Annotated in this window: 12 protein-coding genes; 5 read left to right on the top strand and 7 right to left on the bottom strand. The window is 66.5% G+C overall.

All coding sequences use genetic code 11. The features are described 5' to 3' along the window. The first annotated feature begins 261 nt into the window (after window positions 1-261). On the top strand, window positions 262-6,108 hold the full coding sequence (locus ACVWZ4_RS23870) for an apolipoprotein A-IV repeat region-like domain-containing protein (RefSeq protein WP_456741353.1): 5,847 nt from the start codon (window positions 262-264) through the stop codon (window positions 6,106-6,108). A 130-nt stretch (window positions 6,109-6,238) separates the two neighbouring features. Here the strand turns inward: ACVWZ4_RS23870 and ACVWZ4_RS23865 are convergent, their stop codons facing one another. From ACVWZ4_RS23865 to ACVWZ4_RS23855, 3 genes are read right to left on the bottom strand one after another with little or no spacing between them, the layout of a single operon-like run. Continuing rightward, window positions 6,239-7,141: an MlaD family protein gene (locus ACVWZ4_RS23865; protein ID WP_456741352.1), complete on the bottom strand. Its 903-nt coding sequence runs from the start codon at window positions 7,139-7,141 to the stop codon at window positions 6,239-6,241. A gap of 16 nt (window positions 7,142-7,157) precedes the next feature. Then, window positions 7,158-7,940, bottom strand: a complete 783-nt coding sequence (locus ACVWZ4_RS23860) for an ABC transporter ATP-binding protein (protein ID WP_456704570.1) — start codon at window positions 7,938-7,940, stop codon at window positions 7,158-7,160. A gap of 2 nt (window positions 7,941-7,942) precedes the next feature. Beyond that, window positions 7,943-9,076: an MlaE family ABC transporter permease gene (locus tag ACVWZ4_RS23855; RefSeq protein ID WP_456704571.1), complete on the bottom strand. Its 1,134-nt coding sequence runs from the start codon at window positions 9,074-9,076 to the stop codon at window positions 7,943-7,945. Between the two features lie 134 nt (window positions 9,077-9,210). Between ACVWZ4_RS23855 and dgcA the strand changes: the two genes are divergently transcribed. Further along, window positions 9,211-10,206: an N-acetyl-D-Glu racemase DgcA gene (gene dgcA, locus ACVWZ4_RS23850; protein WP_456741351.1), complete on the top strand. Its 996-nt coding sequence runs from the start codon at window positions 9,211-9,213 to the stop codon at window positions 10,204-10,206. Here the strand turns inward: dgcA and ACVWZ4_RS23845 are convergent. Then, a complete protein-coding gene (locus tag ACVWZ4_RS23845; protein WP_456741350.1) occupies window positions 10,176-11,372 on the bottom strand; it encodes an MFS transporter in 1,197 nt (398 codons plus the stop codon). The genes dgcA and ACVWZ4_RS23845 overlap by 31 nt on opposite strands. A gap of 75 nt (window positions 11,373-11,447) precedes the next feature. Between ACVWZ4_RS23845 and ACVWZ4_RS23840 the strand changes: the two genes are divergently transcribed. The 3 genes from ACVWZ4_RS23840 (at window position 11,448) to ACVWZ4_RS23830 (ending at window position 15,049) form a co-directional block, all read left to right on the top strand. After that, complete coding sequence (locus ACVWZ4_RS23840; protein ID WP_456741349.1) at window positions 11,448-12,797, top strand: hypothetical protein; 1,350 nt, start codon at window positions 11,448-11,450, stop codon at window positions 12,795-12,797. A gap of 94 nt (window positions 12,798-12,891) precedes the next feature. After that, window positions 12,892-13,236 carry an alginate lyase family protein gene (locus ACVWZ4_RS23835; RefSeq protein ID WP_456741348.1) on the top strand — a complete coding sequence of 115 codons (345 nt, stop codon included), beginning with the start codon at window positions 12,892-12,894 and terminating at the stop codon, window positions 13,234-13,236. Window positions 13,237-13,375: 139 nt separating this feature from the next. Then, window positions 13,376-15,049: a caspase family protein gene (locus tag ACVWZ4_RS23830; protein ID WP_456741347.1), complete on the top strand. Its 1,674-nt coding sequence runs from the start codon at window positions 13,376-13,378 to the stop codon at window positions 15,047-15,049. 229 nt (window positions 15,050-15,278) lie between these two features. Here the strand turns inward: ACVWZ4_RS23830 and ACVWZ4_RS23825 are convergent, their stop codons facing one another. From ACVWZ4_RS23825 to ACVWZ4_RS23815, 3 genes are all read right to left on the bottom strand, one after another. Further along, complete coding sequence (locus ACVWZ4_RS23825) at window positions 15,279-16,262, bottom strand: threonine/serine dehydratase (protein WP_456704577.1); 984 nt, start codon at window positions 16,260-16,262, stop codon at window positions 15,279-15,281. Between the two features lie 64 nt (window positions 16,263-16,326). After that, entirely contained in the window at window positions 16,327-17,385 is a 1,059-nt protein-coding gene (locus ACVWZ4_RS23820) for a glycosyltransferase family 4 protein (protein ID WP_456741346.1), read from the bottom strand. 13 nt (window positions 17,386-17,398) lie between these two features. Continuing rightward, window positions 17,399-18,211 (bottom strand): UDP-2,3-diacylglucosamine diphosphatase, encoded by an 813-nt coding sequence (locus ACVWZ4_RS23815; protein WP_092239754.1) that lies wholly within the window; start codon window positions 18,209-18,211, stop codon window positions 17,399-17,401. Between the last annotated feature and the right edge of the window lie 65 nt (window positions 18,212-18,276).

Raw genomic sequence — 18,276 nt, 5'->3', positions numbered from 1 at the left:
ATCGGCTGAGTCCGGTGGAGAATTTCATTTAGGGCTAAGGCGTTACGGCCTTTTCCTGTTAACGATGATTAAGAATGTCTTAATCGCGGGCATTTCATTCGCGACGCTCTGCCAATAGGATGTTGCGGAAATTGGCGGACAAGCCGTCCGGGTGGGGACGGCTTGGAGATCCGCCCAAGCGGCATGATCCGGTCTGTGGGCTTGCGTAGCGCGCAGGGCTCGCGGGGGAACGCGTAAAAGTAACGAGGGCTCGGACTGAACATGGCCAATACTCCCAAAAAGGTCAAAGACCCCACAGAAGTTGCGCTTTCTGCGATCCAGGAAGCCCTCAACATCAGCGACACGGCTGCCGATACCAGCCGCAACGCCGCGATGCGCAACGAAACGGCGCCGCCGGTCCCACCGCCCGCGCCCCCCGTGTTCGACGGCGAGCCCGCCTTCGAGCCGCGGCCTGCCGCCAACGAGCGCGCCGTGTTCGATCCGATCGAGGAACCGCGCACCTCGCGCCGCGCCGCCAACGACGACCGCGCGACCATCGGCCAGCTGCTCCAATCGCTGCAAACGGGCCGCCCCGCGCGCAACATCTACACCGGCGCGACCATCTTCACCGTGATCTGGCTCGCCGCCTGTGCCGCCCTGACGGTCGGCTTCCTGCCCTCGATCCGGGCCGCCATGGGCGAGAGCGGCGGCGTGCTGGCGATCGCCGGCCTCGTCACCATGTTCTTCGCGCCGATCATGCTGTTCTACTTCCTCGCCAGCCTGGTCTGGCGCGGCCAGCAGATGAGCCAGGTCGCGCAGGCGATGGCGCAGGTTGCGATCCGCTTCTCCGAGCCGGAAGGTTCGGCGTCGGATTCCATGGTCACGGTCGGCCAGGCCATCCGCCGCGAGGTCGCGGCAATGGGCGACGGCATCGAGCGCGCCATCGCGCGGGCAGGCGAACTCGAAACACTCGTCGCAAACGAGGTCGCCGCGCTCGAACGCGCCTATTCCGACAACGAGGTCCGCATCCGCGCCCTGCTCCAGGACATCGCGCATCAGCGCGACAACCTGGTCGGCCAGGCCGAGCAGGTCCGCAGCGCCATTTCCGGCGTGCAGATCGACCTTCGTCACGACATCGCGCTGATCTCGGACGCGATCGCCTCTCGCGTCGACGAGGTCGCGAAATCCATCACCGGCGCGCTGGAAGAGCGCGGCGCTCACATCACGGGCGCCCTGAGCCACGCCGGCGACAACATGATCCTCGCGCTGGGCGAGCGCGGCGGCGACCTGCTCGACCGGCTCGAGGAAGCCAGCGCCGAGACCACGCGCGCGGTGCTCGACGCCAGCGAGCGACTGACCACCAGCCTCAACTTCAAGACCGGCCACGTCCACGACGAGTTCGTCGACCTCGCCGACCGCGTCCACGAGATGCTGAACGAACGCATCGACCGCATCACCGGCGAGTTCGAGCAGCGTTCCGCCGCGATCGTCGACGGCATCTCCGAGCGCACCGAGCAGGTGCACGACAGCCTGAAGAACTCGTCGGACTCGCTGCTGCTCGAGCTCGAGCTGCGCTCCAACGACATCTCCGCCAAGATCGACGACGCCGGCAACCGCCTCGCCGGCCAGATCATGACCTCGGGCGACAAGGCGAGCGAGGCGCTCGACGCCACCGTCAACACGCTGGTCGCCAAGGTCGTCAGCCAGACCGAGACCGCGCACGATTCTCTGTCGCTGCAGATGAGCGCGTTCGACGAGCTGGTGAAGAACCAGGGGTCCGAGCTGATCGAGAAGTTCGCCCGCGATTCCGGCACCCTGGGTGCCCTGATCACGCGCCACATCTCCGAATTCGACCGCACCGTGAAGACCTTCGGCGGCGAGATCGTCGAGCGCTTGGGCCAGCGCACCCAGGACATCCACGAGTCGCTGAAGACCTATGTCGATAATTTCGACACTCGCTTCACCTCGAACGGCGGCGCCATCACGGCCGTGCTCGACGAGCGCCTGGTGCAGTTCGAGACCACGATCGGCGAACGCGTCGCCAATCTGGACGCCTCGCTGAATGACAAGATCGCCAGCCTCGACGGCACCATCGAAGGCCACATCAAGACGTTCGACCAGCAGCTCGGCGGGCGCGTCGGCGCGCTCGAGCAGTCGTTCGACGCGCGTGCGAAGTCGGTAACCGAAACCATCGACGAACGCCTCAACACGCTCTCGACGTCGCTGACCGATGGTGCGGCCCAGGCGATCCAGTCGGTTGATACGCGCTTGACGCATCTCACGACGACGCTCACCGGCGGCGCGGCGCAGGCGCTCGAATCCATCGATGGCCGCCTCACCCACCTCACGACGACGCTGACCGAGGGCGCCTCGCAGACGATCCAGGCAATCGATACGCGCCTGACGCATCTGACGACGACGTTCAACAGCGGTGCATCGCAGGCGCTGGAGTCCGTGGACAGCCGCCTCAGCTATCTGACGAGCGCCTTGACCAGCGGCGCCTCGCAGGCGGTGCAGTCGATCGACACCCGCCTCACCCTGCTTACCTCGACGCTCACGGACGGCACGGCGCAGGCGATCGAGGCAGTCGACCGCCGCATTACCAGCGTCGCCGACCTCATCGACGGCCGCAGCATGCACCTGACCGACACGGTCACGGCGCGCTTCCAGGACATCCAGCAGGCGATCGAAACCAAGGTCGGTTCGGTCGCGAGCGACATCGACGTCCGCGTGGCGCAGTTCGAGGACCTGCTCGGCTCGCGTGTCGAGGCCGTCGCCGGCCGCATCGAAAGCAGCGGCCGCCAGGCCAGCGAGGACATGATGTCCCGGGCCGAGATGATCTCGACCGCGATCCGCTCGCATGTCGAAGACGCCGAGCGTTCGCTCACCAATCTCGTGGTCAACACCAGCGAGACGATCCAGACCGGTGCGCGCACCGCGCAACAGTCGCTCATGACCGTCTCCTCCGACGTCAACGCCCAGCTCAAGATGACCTCCGCCGAGGTCGAGCGCGCGCTGACCGCCGTCGGCACGGGTGCCGCGAACTCGATCCTGACCAGCGCCCGCGAAGCGCAGTCGTCCCTCGTCGCCGCCTCGGGCGATGCCGCCAACCAGATCAAGGGGCTCGCGGCCGACGTCGAGCGCACTCTGTCCGCGGCCGGCTCGGCCACCGCGGCCTCGATCCTGGCCGGCGCCCGCGAGGTGCAGACCACGCTCGTCAGCGCCTCCTCGGATGCGGCCAACCACGTCAAGTCGCTCACCGCCGACGTGCAGCGCTCGCTGTCGATGGCCGGCACCTCCACGGCGGAAGCGATCACGGCCGGCGCCCGCGACGCGCAGGGCATGCTGATCACGGCCTCGACCGAGACCGCCAACCAGATCAAGGCGTTGTCCTCCGACGTGCAGCGCTCGCTCTCGATGGCCGGCACCTCGACCGCCGAGACCATCATGACGGGCGCGCGCGAGGCCCAGAGCACGCTCGTCGCCGGATCTGCGGATGCGGCAAACCAAGTCAAGGCTCTTACCGCCGACGTGCAGCGGTCGCTCTCCATGGCTGGCACATCGACAGCAGAGAGCATCCTGGGCGGCGCCCGCGAGGCGCAGAGCACCCTGGTCAACGCGTCCGCGGAGGCGGCGAGCCAGGTCAAGTCGCTCGCGGCCGAAGTGCACCGCTCGCTTTCGCAGGTCGGCCAGACCACGGCCGAGACGATCACGGCCAGCGCCCGCGACGCCCAGAGCACCCTGCTCGCGGTTTCGGCGGAACAGACCGGCCAGGTCCGCTCGCTCGCAGCCGAAATGCAGCGCGCGCTGGCGACCGCCGGCGGAGCCACCATCGAGGCGCTCACCAGCGGCGTGCGCGAGGCCCAGGGCACGCTCATCACCGCCTCGACCGACGCGGCGAGCCAGATCAAGTCGCTGACGACGGACATCGAGCGTACCCTGACCTCGGTCGGCGCCGACACCGCCTCCACCATCCTCAACAGCGCACGCGAGGCCCAGACCTCGCTGACCTCGACCTCGGCGGACGCCGCAAGCCAGATCCGCATGATCTCGACCGAGATCGAGCGCGCGCTGAGCACGGCCACGGCGAATGCGACCAACGACATCCAGACCAGCGCGCTCAACGCCCAGAACGCCCTGATCTCCGCCTCCAACGAGGCGAGCTCGCGGGTCAAGTCGAGCTCGGCCGACGTCGAGCGCTCGGTGCTCGCCGCCAGTTCCAGCTTCGGCCAGGCCATGACCGGCAAGACGGACGAGATCGTCACCTATGTGCAGCAGCAGGCCGACCGCCTCTCGAACATGATCGACGCCAAGCGCGGCTCGCTCGTCGACGCGATCGGCTCGAAGACCAGCCAGCTCACGCTCGACATCGACCGCGTCACCTCCGACGCGCTGAAGTCGATCGAGACGCGCGGCCAGGCCTTCTCGCAGACCATGATGGGCAACGGCAACGAAGTCGCCCGCACCATCAACGCGGCGAGCGAGATCGCGACCGGCGCGGTCAGCAAGTCGCTCAAGGACCTCGAGTCGGCCTCGCGCGCGGCGATCGACCAGTCGCGTCAGGTCTCGATCGCGGCCGTCACCGAGATGCAGGAGACCAGCAAGATCCTGCGCACCGACACGGTCGCGCTGTTCGAGCGCCTGCGCGAAGGCAACATCCTGCTCCAGGAGGTGCTGACCGGTGCGCACGACAACCTGAACTCGCTCGAGCGGGCGCTGGTGACGCGCGTTGCCGACTTCGTGTCGGCGATGAACGACGTCACCTCGCGCAACGGTGCTGCGACGCAGAACCTCGAAGACCAGCTCAACGTGTTCAACAGCAAGACCACCCGGGCGCTGCAGGATCTCGGCGAGCTGTCGACCCAGTTCGACGCACACGGCAAGGCGCTGGTCGATGCCGCTCAGGTCGTCGAGCAGAGCAACAAGAATACCACTGCCTCGCTTGCCGAACGCAAGGCGGCGTTGGAATCGCTCGTCACCACGATCGACCTGCGGACCGCCGACCTCGACCAGCGCCTGTCGCGCTTCACCGGGCTGCTCGACGAGTCGCTCGCTGCAGCCGAAGAGCGTGCGCGCGACATCGCCCGCGTGGTCGCCGAGACCGCCGGCGCAGGTTCGGCCGCGATCACCCGCCAGTTCGAGGCAGTGCGGGCGGCCTCCGAAGAGGAGCACCGGCAGACCCTCGAGGCCATGCACGACATCTACCGCCAAACCACCGACGAGGCGGATGCGATGTTCAAGCAGTCGACCGAGAAGTTCAGCAACCTCGTCTCCAGCATGAAGCAGATGGCCTTGGAGATGCACAACGAGCTCGAGGCCACCCGCAACGAACTGCGCCGCGGCGTGCTCGAGATGCCACAGGAGGCCGCCGAGAGCACCGCGCAGATGCGCAAGGTGATCGTCGACCAGATCGAGGCGCTCGCCGAGCTCAACCGCATCGTGGCCCAGCACGGCCGCGGCCTCGACGTCACCACGACGGGCCGTGCGTCCGTCGCCGTCCAGCGGCAGGAAGAGCCGGTGATGGCGACTGCAGCTCGCGGCACGGAGACCCGCATGCGCGACACCGGCAGTGCCTCGACGCTGCCGCCGCCGGACCTCGGCATGCCCGCCGCCTCGCGCCGCGCCGAGGCTCCGCCGGTCGCCCCCGGCGGCAACGACCAGGGCCGCGACGGCTGGCTGTCGGACCTGTTGAACCGCACCGATGCCAACCCGCCTGCTCCGGCCGGCCGTGAGGCTCCGCGCGTCCGCCAGGCTGCGCCTGCTCCGCTGCCGCAGGCCGCGCAGAGCAGCGGCAATCCGCTGGAATCGCTGTCGCTCGACATCGGCCGGCTGATGGACCGCAATCTCGCCGCCGAGATGTGGGACCGCTACCAGCGCGGCGAGAACAAGGCCTTCACCAAGCGCCTGTACACGCCCGCCGGCCAGAAGGCCTTCGACGAGGTCGCCCGCAAGTACCGCGCCGATCGCAACTTCAAGGGCACGGTGGACCGCTACATCAGCGAGTTCGAACGCCTGCTCGACGAGGTCGCCAGCGATGGTCGTGGCCCGCAGGAGCTGCGCAGCCACCTGACCTCGGAGACGGGTCTGGTCTACACCCTGCTCGCGCATGCGGCGGGACGGTTGGGGTAAGACGCGACCCCCAGCCGATAGCGAATGCAAACGGAGGCCTCACGGCCTCCGTTTTCGTTTCAGCTCGTCATTGCAAGGCGAGCAAAGAACCCGGATTGGGGTCCATGGCCCGAGGTCCGCCGATGAAACTCTACTGCCGCCTGCCACTCGCGGCCGGCGCCGGCTTCGCCGGTTCGGCCGGCGGCGGCGCCGGTTGTGCGCTGCTGTTGCTGGCGCCGAACAGCACGCGGGTCGGGTTGCGGTCGAAATTGTTCACGGCGCGGCTGATGTCGCCGAGGGTGCGACGGCCGTCGGTCATCAGCGCGCCGGAGCGCTTGTCGAAATCCTCGGCGAGCTCGCGGATCGATTTGACCGTCAGGAACAGCTCGCCGCCATCCTTGCCGCCGGCAAGGGTGTTGAGGCCGAGCATGAGGTTGTCGGCCTTGAGCATCACACCGTCGGCCTTGAGAATCACGCCGTCGACCTTGGCCATCACGCCGTCGATCTTCTCGGAGTTGCGCGCGAGCGAGTTGGTGAAGGTCTCCAGATTTTTCAGCGAGTTCTTCACCGAATCCTGATTGTCGGCAACGATCTTGTTGATGTTCTGCAGCGTGCCGCGGATCGCCTCGGTGACGTCCTGGAGCTTGTTCGGATCGGCCGTCAGCGTCGGAATGCCGTCCTCGTCGAGCGGCGGCGGCGGTGCGGCTTCCTCGCCGCCCTTGAGCGAGATCGCGGCGACGCCGGTCAGGCCCTGGAATTCGAGGCCGACCAGAGTGTCCTTGCGCAGCGGCGTGTTGTTCTCGATCATGGCGAGCGCGACAACCCGCCGCGGATTGTCGAGCTTCACCGAGACCACCTCGCCGACCCGGATACCGTTGAAGTTGACGCTGCCGCCGTTGCGCAGGCCCGCGGCCGGTCCCTCGAACACGACGCGGAACGGCATCCGCTGCTTGGTGGTGTGCAGCGACTGGAACCACAGCACGAAGCCGATCGCAGCTGCGATCACCGCCAGCGTGAAGGATCCGATCAATACGTAGTTCGCCCGCGTTTCCATCAGGTGCTCCGGCTACTCAACTCATTACCGCGCGGGCGCGCTTGCCATGGAAATATTGCCTCAGCCAGGGATGCTGCGAGGCCTGCATGTCGGCAATCGACCCTGCCGCAATGATCTTGCCGTTCCCTAGAACGGCGATGCGGTCGCAAGCTGTGTAAAGGCTGTCGAGGTCGTGGGTTACCATGAAAACCGTCAGTCCCAAAGTCCGCTGCAGCGTCCTGACCAGCTCGTCGAAGTCCCCGGCGCCGATCGGATCCAGGCCCGAGGTCGGCTCGTCGAGAAAGACGAGATCGGGATCGAGCGACAACGCGCGGGCCAGCGCGACACGTTTGATCATGCCGCCTGAGAGCTCCGACGGAAAACGCTCGGCCACTTCGGGCTTGAGACCGACCATGGCGAGCTTGGCCATGGTGATCTCGTCCATCAGCCGCTGCGACACCCGCAGATATTCGCGCATCGGAAACTGGATGTTCTGCCGCACGGTGAGCGAGGAGAACAGCGCGCCCTGCTGGAACAGCACGCCCCAGCGCCGCTCGACGTTGCGGCGCTGCGACGTATTGGAGGAATCCAGATCGACGCCGAACACTTCGATCGAGCCTGCGACCTTCGGCACCAGGCCGATGATCGTGCGGGTCAGCACCGACTTGCCGGCGCCTGAAGGACCGACAAAGCCCAAAATCTCGCCGCGCTTGACGTCGAGGTCGAGACCATCGAGCACACGTGTCGCGCCGAACTGCACGGTGATGTCGCGAACGCGGATGATGGGGTTCTGAATTTCGTTTTGAGTTTCTTGCGCCATCGTCACATCCCGATCGAGGCGAAGAAGATCGCGAACACGCCGTCCATGACGATGACGAAGAAGATGCCCTTCACCACGGACGCCGTGGTGTGCTGTCCGAGCGACTCCGCGCTGCCTTGCACCGCAAGTCCCTCGACGCAGGCGACGATGCCGATCACCGCGGCCATCACGGGCGCCTTCACCATGCCGACGATGAAATGGTCGATCGAGATGGCATCGCGCAGGCGCAGCAGGAACGCTTCGGGATCGACGCCGCCATAGAGCCAGGCGACGAGGCCGCCGCCATAGAGCGCGGCCATGGCGCCGAGAAAGGCGAGGATCGGCAGCGCCAGCACCAGCGCCAGCATGCGCGGCAGCACCAGCACCTCGATCGGGTCGAAGCCCATGGTGCGCAGCGCGTCGATCTCCTCACGCATCTTCATCGAGCCGAGCTCGGCAGTGTAGGCACTGCCCGAGCGGCCCGCGACCATGATCGCGACCAGGAGCACGCCGATCTCGCGCAAGACCAGCACCCCGAGCATGTCGACGACGAAGATGTCGGCGCCGAAGCGGCGGAAATGGAAGATGCCCTGCTGGGCGATGATGCAGCCGATCAGGAAGGTGATCAGCACGATGATCGGCACCGCGCGCCAGCAAACCTGCTCCAGATGGTGCACGGTCGAGGTCAGGCGGAACGAGCGCGGATGGATCAGCACATGTGCGCCCGCCGCGAGCACCGCACCCAGCATGTCGACCAGGCTCGCGATGGTGCCGCCAAGGCCCGCGACGCCGCGGCCGATCTGTTCCAGCATGCCGGTGATGGTGATCGCGGAGGTTTCGACCACCGGGGTCGCCCGGACCCGGCGCACCTCGTCGACGAGGCTCGCATAGTTCGCGGACAGCCCGGCGATCTGGGCCTCGACGGCGCCTTTGGTCAGGCTGCGGCGCAGCCGCTCGATCAGCCAGGCGCCGAACGTGTCGAGCTTGGCGACCTCGGAGACGTCGATGAAAATGCTTTGCGGGCCGCCGGCAAGTTTCTCGGCGTCGGCCACCATCCGCTCCAGGACCGGCGCGAAGCTCGCGGTCCAGGTTCCGGTGGCGCAGAGGGCCAGCGCGTTGCCTTTGGCAATCCGTTCCAGCTTCGGATCGCCGCTCAAGGTATCCGCTCCCATACCAGGGCGGAGGAAATCAGATCGTTGCGCACGCGCCCTTACCCAGAAAAGGTATCCCCAACTGGTTAATGTTAGTTGTTAGAGGTAACCAGCAGGTTCAGTTTTCGCCAGAGTTCAAAATGACTTCCAGCAAAGTTCCCGTCCTCGCCGCGCGAATCGAGCGGTTTCCCATCGCCGGCAGTTTCACGATCAGCCGGGGCGCCAAGACGGAAGCGGTCACCGTCGTGGCCGAAGTGAGGCAAAATGGCCTGACCGGCCGCGGCGAATGCGTGCCTTATCCCCGCTACGGCGAGACGCCCGAGGCGACCCTGGCCGCGATCCAGGCCATGCAGGCGGCCATGGCGGATGGGCTGACGCGGCAGGCCCTCCAGGCCGCCATGCCGCCCGGAGCCGCTCGCAACGCGCTGGATTGCGCCCTGATCGACCTCGAGGCCAAGGCATCAGGCCGGCGGGCCTGGAGCCTGCTGGACCGCCCCGTGCCCGGGGAGCGCACCACCGCCTATACAATCTCGCTGGGCACGCCCGAGGCCATGGCTGCGGCGACCGCCAAGGCTGCACACCGGCCGCTCCTCAAGATCAAGCTCGGCGGCGACGGCGATCCACGGCGAATCACCGCGGTGCGCATGGCAGCGCCCGAGTCCGAACTGATCGTCGATGCCAACGAGGCCTGGACCGAGGCCAATCTGGAAGCCAACCTCGCCGCCTGTGCCGCTGTCGGCGTCACCCTGGTGGAGCAACCGCTGCCGGCGGGGAAGGACGATGCGCTGGCGCGGATTAAGCGACCGCTCACCGTCTGTGCCGACGAGAGCGTCCACGACCGCAAGTCCCTTGCACCGCTGCGTGCGCGCTACGACGCCGTGAACATCAAGCTCGACAAGACCGGCGGCCTCACCGAGGCGCTAGCCATGGCCGATGCCGCGCAGGCGCTCGGCTTCGAGATCATGATCGGCTGCATGGTCGCGACCTCGCTGTCGATGGCGCCCGCCATGCTGGTGACGCCGCAGGCACGCTTCGTCGATCTCGATGGTCCCTTGCTACTGGCGCGCGATCGCGATCATGGACTGCGTTATGACGAGAGCCTGGTCTATCCGCCGGACGCTTCGCTCTGGGGCTGAGCGGCCAGCCGGTGCCGCGCCGACCAGATCACGAGCGCGCCGGCGGCGGCCATCGCGGCCATGACGTAATACAGGCCATCGCCGATGCGGGCATAGATCGCGCCTGACGCGATCGACGTCGTTGCGCTCAACAATCCGCTGCATGCGGCGTAATAGCCTTGTCCGCGCGCGATCTGATGCGACGGCACGCGCTGCACCAGCAGATTCATGGTGCCGACGACGGTCATGCCGAACGTGAGGCCATGACCGAGCTGGGCGATCGCGAGCAGTGCGAGCGGCGGCTCGTTCGCGGTCACGATCCAGCGCAGAACGGCGCTCAAGCCCCCGATCGCCATCAGCGATGATGGATGAAGCGAGAAGCGCGGCGACAGCGCGAACACGATGATCTCGGCGATCACGCCCAGCGTCCACAATCCCGCGATCGTCAGCCCGCTCAAGCCGTGGAGTTGCCAGTTGATGGCGGAGAACGTGTAGTAGGCGACGTGGCTGCCCTGGATCAGCGCAGCTGATGCGATCACCGCCCACAAGCCGCCATCGCGCAGCAGCGCATTATCGGCTTGCGTCCCGGTCGTCTTGCGCCTGGCATCGTCGAGCGGTTGCAGCAGCAGGCTGACCAGGACCGTGACGACGGCCCACGCAACGATGATCCAGATCAGATCGCGCGCCGCGATGATGTCGACGAGATAACCGCAGGCGAGCGCCGCGGCCGCAAACGCCGCCGAGCCCCACAGCCTCAGGGGACCGTAGTCGAGCCCGTAACGCGCAACGCCCCGCAGCGCATAGGCATCGGTGAGCGGCGTCGTCGGCGTCCACATCATGCAGGTGAGTGCGTAGATCACGAACAGCTCCAACGGCTGCTGCTGCAAGCCGACGGCAGCAAAGCCGATTGCCGTCCCCAGCACCGAGATCATCATGCCGCCGCGAATGGCATGCCGCTTTTCGGCAATGGCGGTGACCTGCGGCAACGTGGTGAAGCGCGTGAGCGCCGGCAGCGCATTGATGAGGCCGATCCAGGAGGCGTCGATGCCGATCGCCTTGAGCCAGAGCGGGAAGAACGGCAGATGCGTCCCTGATACCGCGAACACTGCCGAATAGAACAGCGCGAGCCGCACGGCGAATCGCCGCTTGACCGAGGCTGCGATGGGGATTTGTGATTCGGGTAGCATCAAACCAATTGCGATTCGGTCGATATCGTGGTGATCGTTACAGTAACGCGCAGTGATTTGCGCGACGAGATTGACATGGCCTCTGAAGCATTCGCCCTTTCGCCTATGTCTGCCCGCGCGGCCGAGCCGAACGAGCAGGATTACGACGCGATCCGCGAAGCCTTCATGGAGACCGCGCGCGGACGCTGGTTCCTCGGCGAATACGCCAAGCGCAACCGCAACGCCGACACGCGCATGGTGCTCGATGCGGTCGCGAAAATCGAGGAAACCCTTGCGGCACAGCGACAACCCGTCGTGGTGGACCGCCTGCCCGAAGCCCTGGCCGCGATCCGCCGCGCGGTCGAGGACGCCGAAAGCGCCGCCGGCAAGGCGTTCGATCCTGCCGCGATCGAAGCCGGCCTCGCACCTGTCACGCGCGGCGTGCGCATCATCAAGGAGATCTCCTGGCGCTGGCGCGAGATCGGCGCCGATGGGCGAATCTGCGACCTGATTGATTCGCAGCTCGCCTCGATCGAGGCGGCCTGCGCCCAGGTGTCGGCGATCGACCCGCGCGGCGACCTCAAGGCTGCCTTCGATCTGCTCAAGGACCGGATCGAGCAGACCGAAGCAGATGGCGTCACGGTGCCGCAGGCCGCGGCGCGACCTGCGCCCGCCCAGTCCACAGCGCCGGTGGCAGAAGCCCCAATTGTCGAGGCGCCGGCTGCGATGGCGGGTGAAGCGCCCGTGGCTTTTACGGAGGCGCCACAGGAGATCGCACCCGAGCCCGAGGCCGCCGCCGACCTGAGCGGCACCGCCGGGGAGACGATGGACGTCGCCGGCGCGCCCGAGATCGCCGACAGCCACGCCGTCGCGGAAGAGAGTCTTGCTGCGCTCGAGGACAGCCTCGCCGATCCCGTGGGCGTCGCCGGGGTCACCGACGAATTCCCGTTCGATGCTGCCGCGGAAGCCGAGGACGAAGCCATCCTCGAGGCGATCGCGCTGGAGATGGCCGCGCCCGATCCGGAGTTCGACGCGATCGCCGAGCCCATGGAGGTGGGAGCAGCCGTTCCCGAGCCGATGATTGCGGAGGTCGCGGAGCCGGTCGCCATGGAGGCGCCCACCGCGCCACACGTTGAGGAGCCGGTCGCCGAGCAGCCGGTCACCGACGCCCCGATCGCGATGGAATCGCTCGCGCGCCTCACCGAGGCCATCGCGGAAGCCGCCGCCGAAATGATGGAGCAGCCGGCGCCCGCGATGGCGGCCGTGGCTACCTTCGCCGCAGCGCCGTCCGCGAACCTGCCGATGCCGTCCCCCCTTCCCGAGCCCTCGCTCGGCGCCACCATCCTCGCCAGCGGCATCGTGCAAAAGCCCCGCCCGGCCGCAAACGATGCGCTGGCGCCGATCCGCCGCATGACCCAGGCCGAGAAGATCGCGTTCTTCTCGTAAGGGGAACGCGCTCTCCGCCGAAGCAATCCAGAGTCTTTCCGCGGAGGGATTCTGGATTGCTTCGCTGCGCTCGCATGACGGAGTGGGAACAGATTTGGAGCGCACCGGAGCGTCGGCACTCATCCCGCTGGTGTTCTGTGCCGAGCTGGCAAGCCGCCGGAAGATCGATCTCTACGCGGAGAACGACAGGGCGATCCAGCGCCTCGCCGAATTGATCATTCGCGCGGTTCAAAACCAGCAAAGTTTCAGCATGCCGACTCACGATCCACAGCAGCTCTTCCCGTGGACCTTTCAGGGAGATCTCGCCTGGATGGAGCCGTACTACGCCCGCTTTCACGATCCGCGCCTGCTGCCCATCCTCAATGCCAGGAGGCCCCTGACCAATCCACGTCTCGACGGCAACGTCACGGCAAGTTGGGGGCCTGCGCTTCCAAACTGAATGAAGATGCCGGCTCCCGAGTGTGATTCAGATCACGCAGCGCGCCATCGTGATTGCGATCACGGACCAGGATTCGAACGCGACCTAGCTTCCTCGCAACCAATCTCGCATCGAGATCAGCCCCGAGGGAGCACACCCCATGTTCCGCATGACATCCGCCCTGATGACGGCTGGCCTGCTGGGAAGCCTGTTCGGCTTCGCCTGCGGCACGGCTTCCGCGCAAGTCGCCCCTGTCGAACCCGCCCCGACCACGCTGCAAGGCCCGGAACAGCGCGTGGCGCTGGTGATCGGCAATTCGAACTACCAGAACGCGCCGCAGCTCGCCAATCCCGACAATGACGCGCAGTCGATGGCGCAATTCCTCAACTCGGCCGGCTTCGAGGTGATCTCGGCCACCGACCTCGGCCAGAGCGACATGCTGCGCGTCGTGCAGGATTTCTCGGCCAAGGTGTCCGCGCGCGGCCCGAACACGGTGGCGATGGTCTATTACGCCGGTCATGGCGTGCAGCTTGCCGGCGAGAACTACCTCGTCCCTGTCGACGCGAAGGTGTCGAAGCCAACCGAGCTCGTCAACGACTCGGTCCGCCTGGTCGACGTCATGTCAACGCTCGAGACGATCCCGAGCCGGATGCGTATCGTCATCCTCGATGCCTGCCGCAACAACCCGTTCCCCGGCGTCAACGACGCCGGCCGGGGCCTTGCCATCGTTGACGCGCCGAACGGCTCGATCGTCGGCTATTCGACTGCGCCGGGCGCCGAGGCGCTCGACGGCACCAATGGCCACAGCCCCTACACGCAGGCCTTCCTGAACATCGCGCGCGAGCCCAACGTGCCGATCGAGCCGTTGTTCAAGCGCGTGCGCCTGGCGGTCAACCAGACCACCAGCGGCGCGCAAGTGCCCTGGGAGAGTTCCTCGCTCACCTCCGACTTCACCTTTTTCGGCGACACGGCCGTCGCCGCCAACCGCGCGCCGGTGCATGCGCCTGTCGTGCAGATGGCATCCAACCTGCCGAGCCGCACGGCGCGCCAAGCCTATGACTATGTGCTGTCGGAGGGCAAGCCTGAATACTATCAGGAGTTCGTCGCGATGTATCCGCACGACCCGCTGTGCGATCACATCCGCTGGCTGCTTGCGAACCTCTTGCTCACGCAGGCCTGGCACCAGGCGGTGCTGGCGAACTCGCCGCTCGGCTACAAGGCCTTCTACGACAGCTACGGCAACAGCCCCTACGCGCAAGTCGCGCTGAAGCTCGAGGCACAGCCGAAGCTGATTCCCCTGATGCAGGCGACGCAATTCCTCGCCCCGCAGAACATTGCCCCGACGCTCAAGATCGGCAATCTCGGCCAGCCCAAATACATGCCGCTGATCCAGCAGGGCAATGGCGCGCAGACCAACGTGAACCTGCCTGTCGTGCAGAAGCCGGTCGAGGGCAACCTCGGCAAGATCGTCACCCTGCCCGCACCGACCAACACGGCAGCAAACAACAACAGCATCGGCAAGATCGTGACGCTGCCGGTGACCAACACCAATACCGGCGCGGCGGGCAAGGCCTTGAGCATGCCGGTGACGATCGGCAAGGCCGGCACGACGGTCGGCGCGAAGCCCGCGAACGTCCCGACGCAGAACAACCCGATCCATATCAACAACGGCGTCGGGCTCAACAACAACCCGGTGAACAAGGTGCAGGTGCAGAACACCCGCCCGCAGCTCAACGCGACCAACCGGATCGTGAGCGGCGGCAACAATGTCCGTCAATCGATGAACCAGTCAAACATGAACGGCGGCAACAACCACCGCGGCTTCATGCACTGATGCCACGAAAAAGGTGCGCTCCCTCTCCCGCTTGCGGGGAGGGCCGGGGTGGGGTGTCTCCACAATGGGACAATCCCCAAGAGGAGACATCCCCCACCCGGCGCTTCGCGCCGACCTGCCCCGCAAGCGGGAGAGGTTGCACCGCGCAAGCGGCAAGCTCGAACTCAACACGTACAAAGGGGCAGAGCGGAAACGCTCTGCCCCTCGTTTGTCTCACGAAATTGGAAAATCACGCCACCAGCTCGGCAAACAGATCCGCATCGACATTGCCGCCGGAGAGCACGATGACGACGTTCTTCCCGGCGACATCGAGACGCCCCGCGAGCAGCGCGGCGAGGCCCACGGCGCCGCCGGGTTCAACCACGAGCTTCAGCTCGCGATAGGCAAAGGCGACCGCCGCGCCGACCTCCTTGTCGGACGCCGTCACGCCGCGCGCGAGCAGCTTGCTGTTGATCGCAAACGTCAACTCACCGGGGATCAAGGCCATCAGCGCGTCGCAGATGGTGCGGCCCGCGGGCGGATGCGGCTCGCGATGGCCTGCGGTCAGCGACAGGCCGTGATCGTCGAACGCCTCGGGCTCGGCCACCACGATCTCGGCTTGCGGATAGCGTGCCTTCACCGCCGTGGCGACGCCCGCGATCAGGCCGCCGCCGGAGGCCGGTGCCACCACGACATCGGGCGCAAGGCCGAGCGCAGCCATGTCTTCCGCGATCTCGCGGCCGGCGGTGCCCTGGCCAGCGATCACGAACGGATCGTCATAGGGCCGGACCAGCGTCGCGCCGCGCTTCTCGGCGATGCCGCGCGAGATCGCCTCGCGGTCGTCGCGGTCGCGATCGTACAGCACGACTTCGGCGCCATAGGATTTGGTGCGCTCGCGCTTCGACAGCGGCGCGTCCGCCGGCATCACGATGGTCGCCTGCATGTCCAGGATCTTGGCTGCCGCCGCCACGCCCTGGGCGTGGTTGCCGGAGGAGAACGCGACGACGCCCCCCGGGCGCTTGTCCTGCGGGATCGAGAACACCTTGTTGAAGGCGCCGCGGAATTTGAAGGAGCCGGTGCGCTGGAGCATCTCCGGCTTCAGGAAAACTTTTGCACCCACGCGCTCGTTGAGCACGGGCAAGGACAACAAGGGGGTGCGGACGGCGAAGGGCGCGAGCACGCGCGCTGCGGCGTCGATATCGGCGGGGCCGACCGGAAGGGGCTGTTCGGACATGGCGTGATTTTATCGCGGCGGACGAGCCGCGGGCAAGACACCTCCGGGCGAGGATCCTCTGCGCTCAGGCGACGAACCGCGGCCGTTCCGCTCCAGCCCGGCCAGGCAGCACGGCGCCAACGGCGCGGATGCGCTCGACAAAAGCCCGCGCCGAGGCCTCCCAGGTATAGGCGGCGGCGAATTCGACGCAGGCCTGCCTGGAGATGTCGAGCGCCGCAAGGCAGGCGTCACGCAGATCATCCTCCAGCGCGCCGACAGGTGCATCGCCGATGACGTCGCGGGGCCCCTTCAGCGGGAACGCCGCGACCGGCAGTCCGCTCGCGAGCGCCTCGAGCAGGACCAGGCCGAACGTGTCGGTCTTGCTCGGAAACACGAAGACATCGGCCGCCGCATAGATGTCGGCCAGCTCCTCCCCGTGCTTTTCGCCCAGGAAAATTGCATCGGGATAGGCCTCTTCCAGCGCGTTGCGCGCCGGGCCGTCGCCGACGATGACCTTGGTGCCGGGCAGATCGAGATCGAGGAACGCCTCGAGATTCTTCTCCACCGCGACGCGGCCGACCGAAAGGAAGACGGGGGCCGGCAGGCAAAGATCGATGGCGCGGGGGTGGAACAGATGCGTATCGACGCCGCGTGGCCACAGCACGACATTGTCGAAACCGCGCTCGCCGAGTTCGCGGGCCAGCGCTGGCGTCGCCGCCATCACGGCCCGGCTCGGGCCGTGGAAGCGGCGCAGCGCCCGCCAGATCAGCGAGCCCGGAACCGGCACGCGGGCGCGGACATATTCGGGGAAGCGGGTGTGGAAGCTGGTCGTGAACGGCAGCTTGCGCTGGCGGCAATAGCGGCGGACCATCACGCCGATCGGTCCTTCCGTCGCGATGTGGATGCTGTCGGGCCGGGCTTCCTCGATCAGCTTCGCAATGCGCGCCGGGCGCGGCATCGCCAGCCGCACGTCGCGATAGCTCGGCATCGCAAAGGTGCGGAACGATTGCGGCGTCAGGAACGTGAACTCGACGCCAAGACCTTCGACTTGAAGCGCCTTCGCGGCGTCAGCGAGCTTGGTCAGCGTCCGAACCACACCGTTGACTTGCGGGTGCCAGGCGTCGGTCGCGACCAGGATGCGCATCAGGCAGCTCTCATCAAGCAGCTCTGGCTGCCACCTGCGGCACTTCTGCCGGCTTCTGCAGGTGATCCGCCCAGGTGATGATCTCGAAACGGCCGTCGTCGTGCTCGACCAGCGCAGTGCAGCTCTCGACCCAGTCGCCGCAGTTCATGTAGCGGATGCCGTTCTCGTCGCGGATCACGGCGTAGTGGATGTGGCCGCAGATCACGCCATCCGCGTCGTGGCGCCGTGCTTCGGCGGCGAGCGCCTGCTCGAACGCGCCGATATAGTTGACCGCGTTCTTGACCTTCTGCTTGGCCCATTGCGACAGCGACCAATAGGGCACCTTGAACATGCGGCGGAAGAAGTTGACGAAGCGATTCATCTGGATCGCGAAGTCGTAGGCCTTGTCGCCGAGATGGGCGAGCCAGCGCGCGTTCTGCACCACGAGGTCGAAGATGTCGCCGTGGATGACGAGATATCGCTTGCCGTCCACGCCGGTGTGGACGGTGTTCTCGACGACGTCGATGCCGCCGAAATGCGTGCCGTAATAGTTGCGCAGGAACTCGTCGTGATTGCCGGGCACGTAGACGACCTTGGCACCCTTGCGCGCCTTGCGCAGCAGCTTCTGGACGAGGTCGTTATGCGATTGCGGCCAATGCCAGCTCGATTTCAACGCCCAGCCATCCACGATGTCGCCGACGAGATAGATCGTATCGGCATCGTGGTAACGCAGGAAGTCCAGCAGAAGATCGGCTTGAGAGCCGCGGGCTCCGAGATGGACGTCGGAGATGAACAACGTGCGAAAGCGCCGCTCCGGGCTTTCGTCACTCACATCGTAACTTCCCATGCGACAGCCTGTAACAATGTCCCGTGACAGGGGGATGACGATTGAACCTTTGAGGCACCCTCGGA

This window comes from Bradyrhizobium sp. USDA 4472, assembly GCF_054058595.1.
The sequence above is the reverse complement of the archived record's forward strand: the minus strand, read 5'-3'. Positions and strand labels throughout refer to the sequence as shown.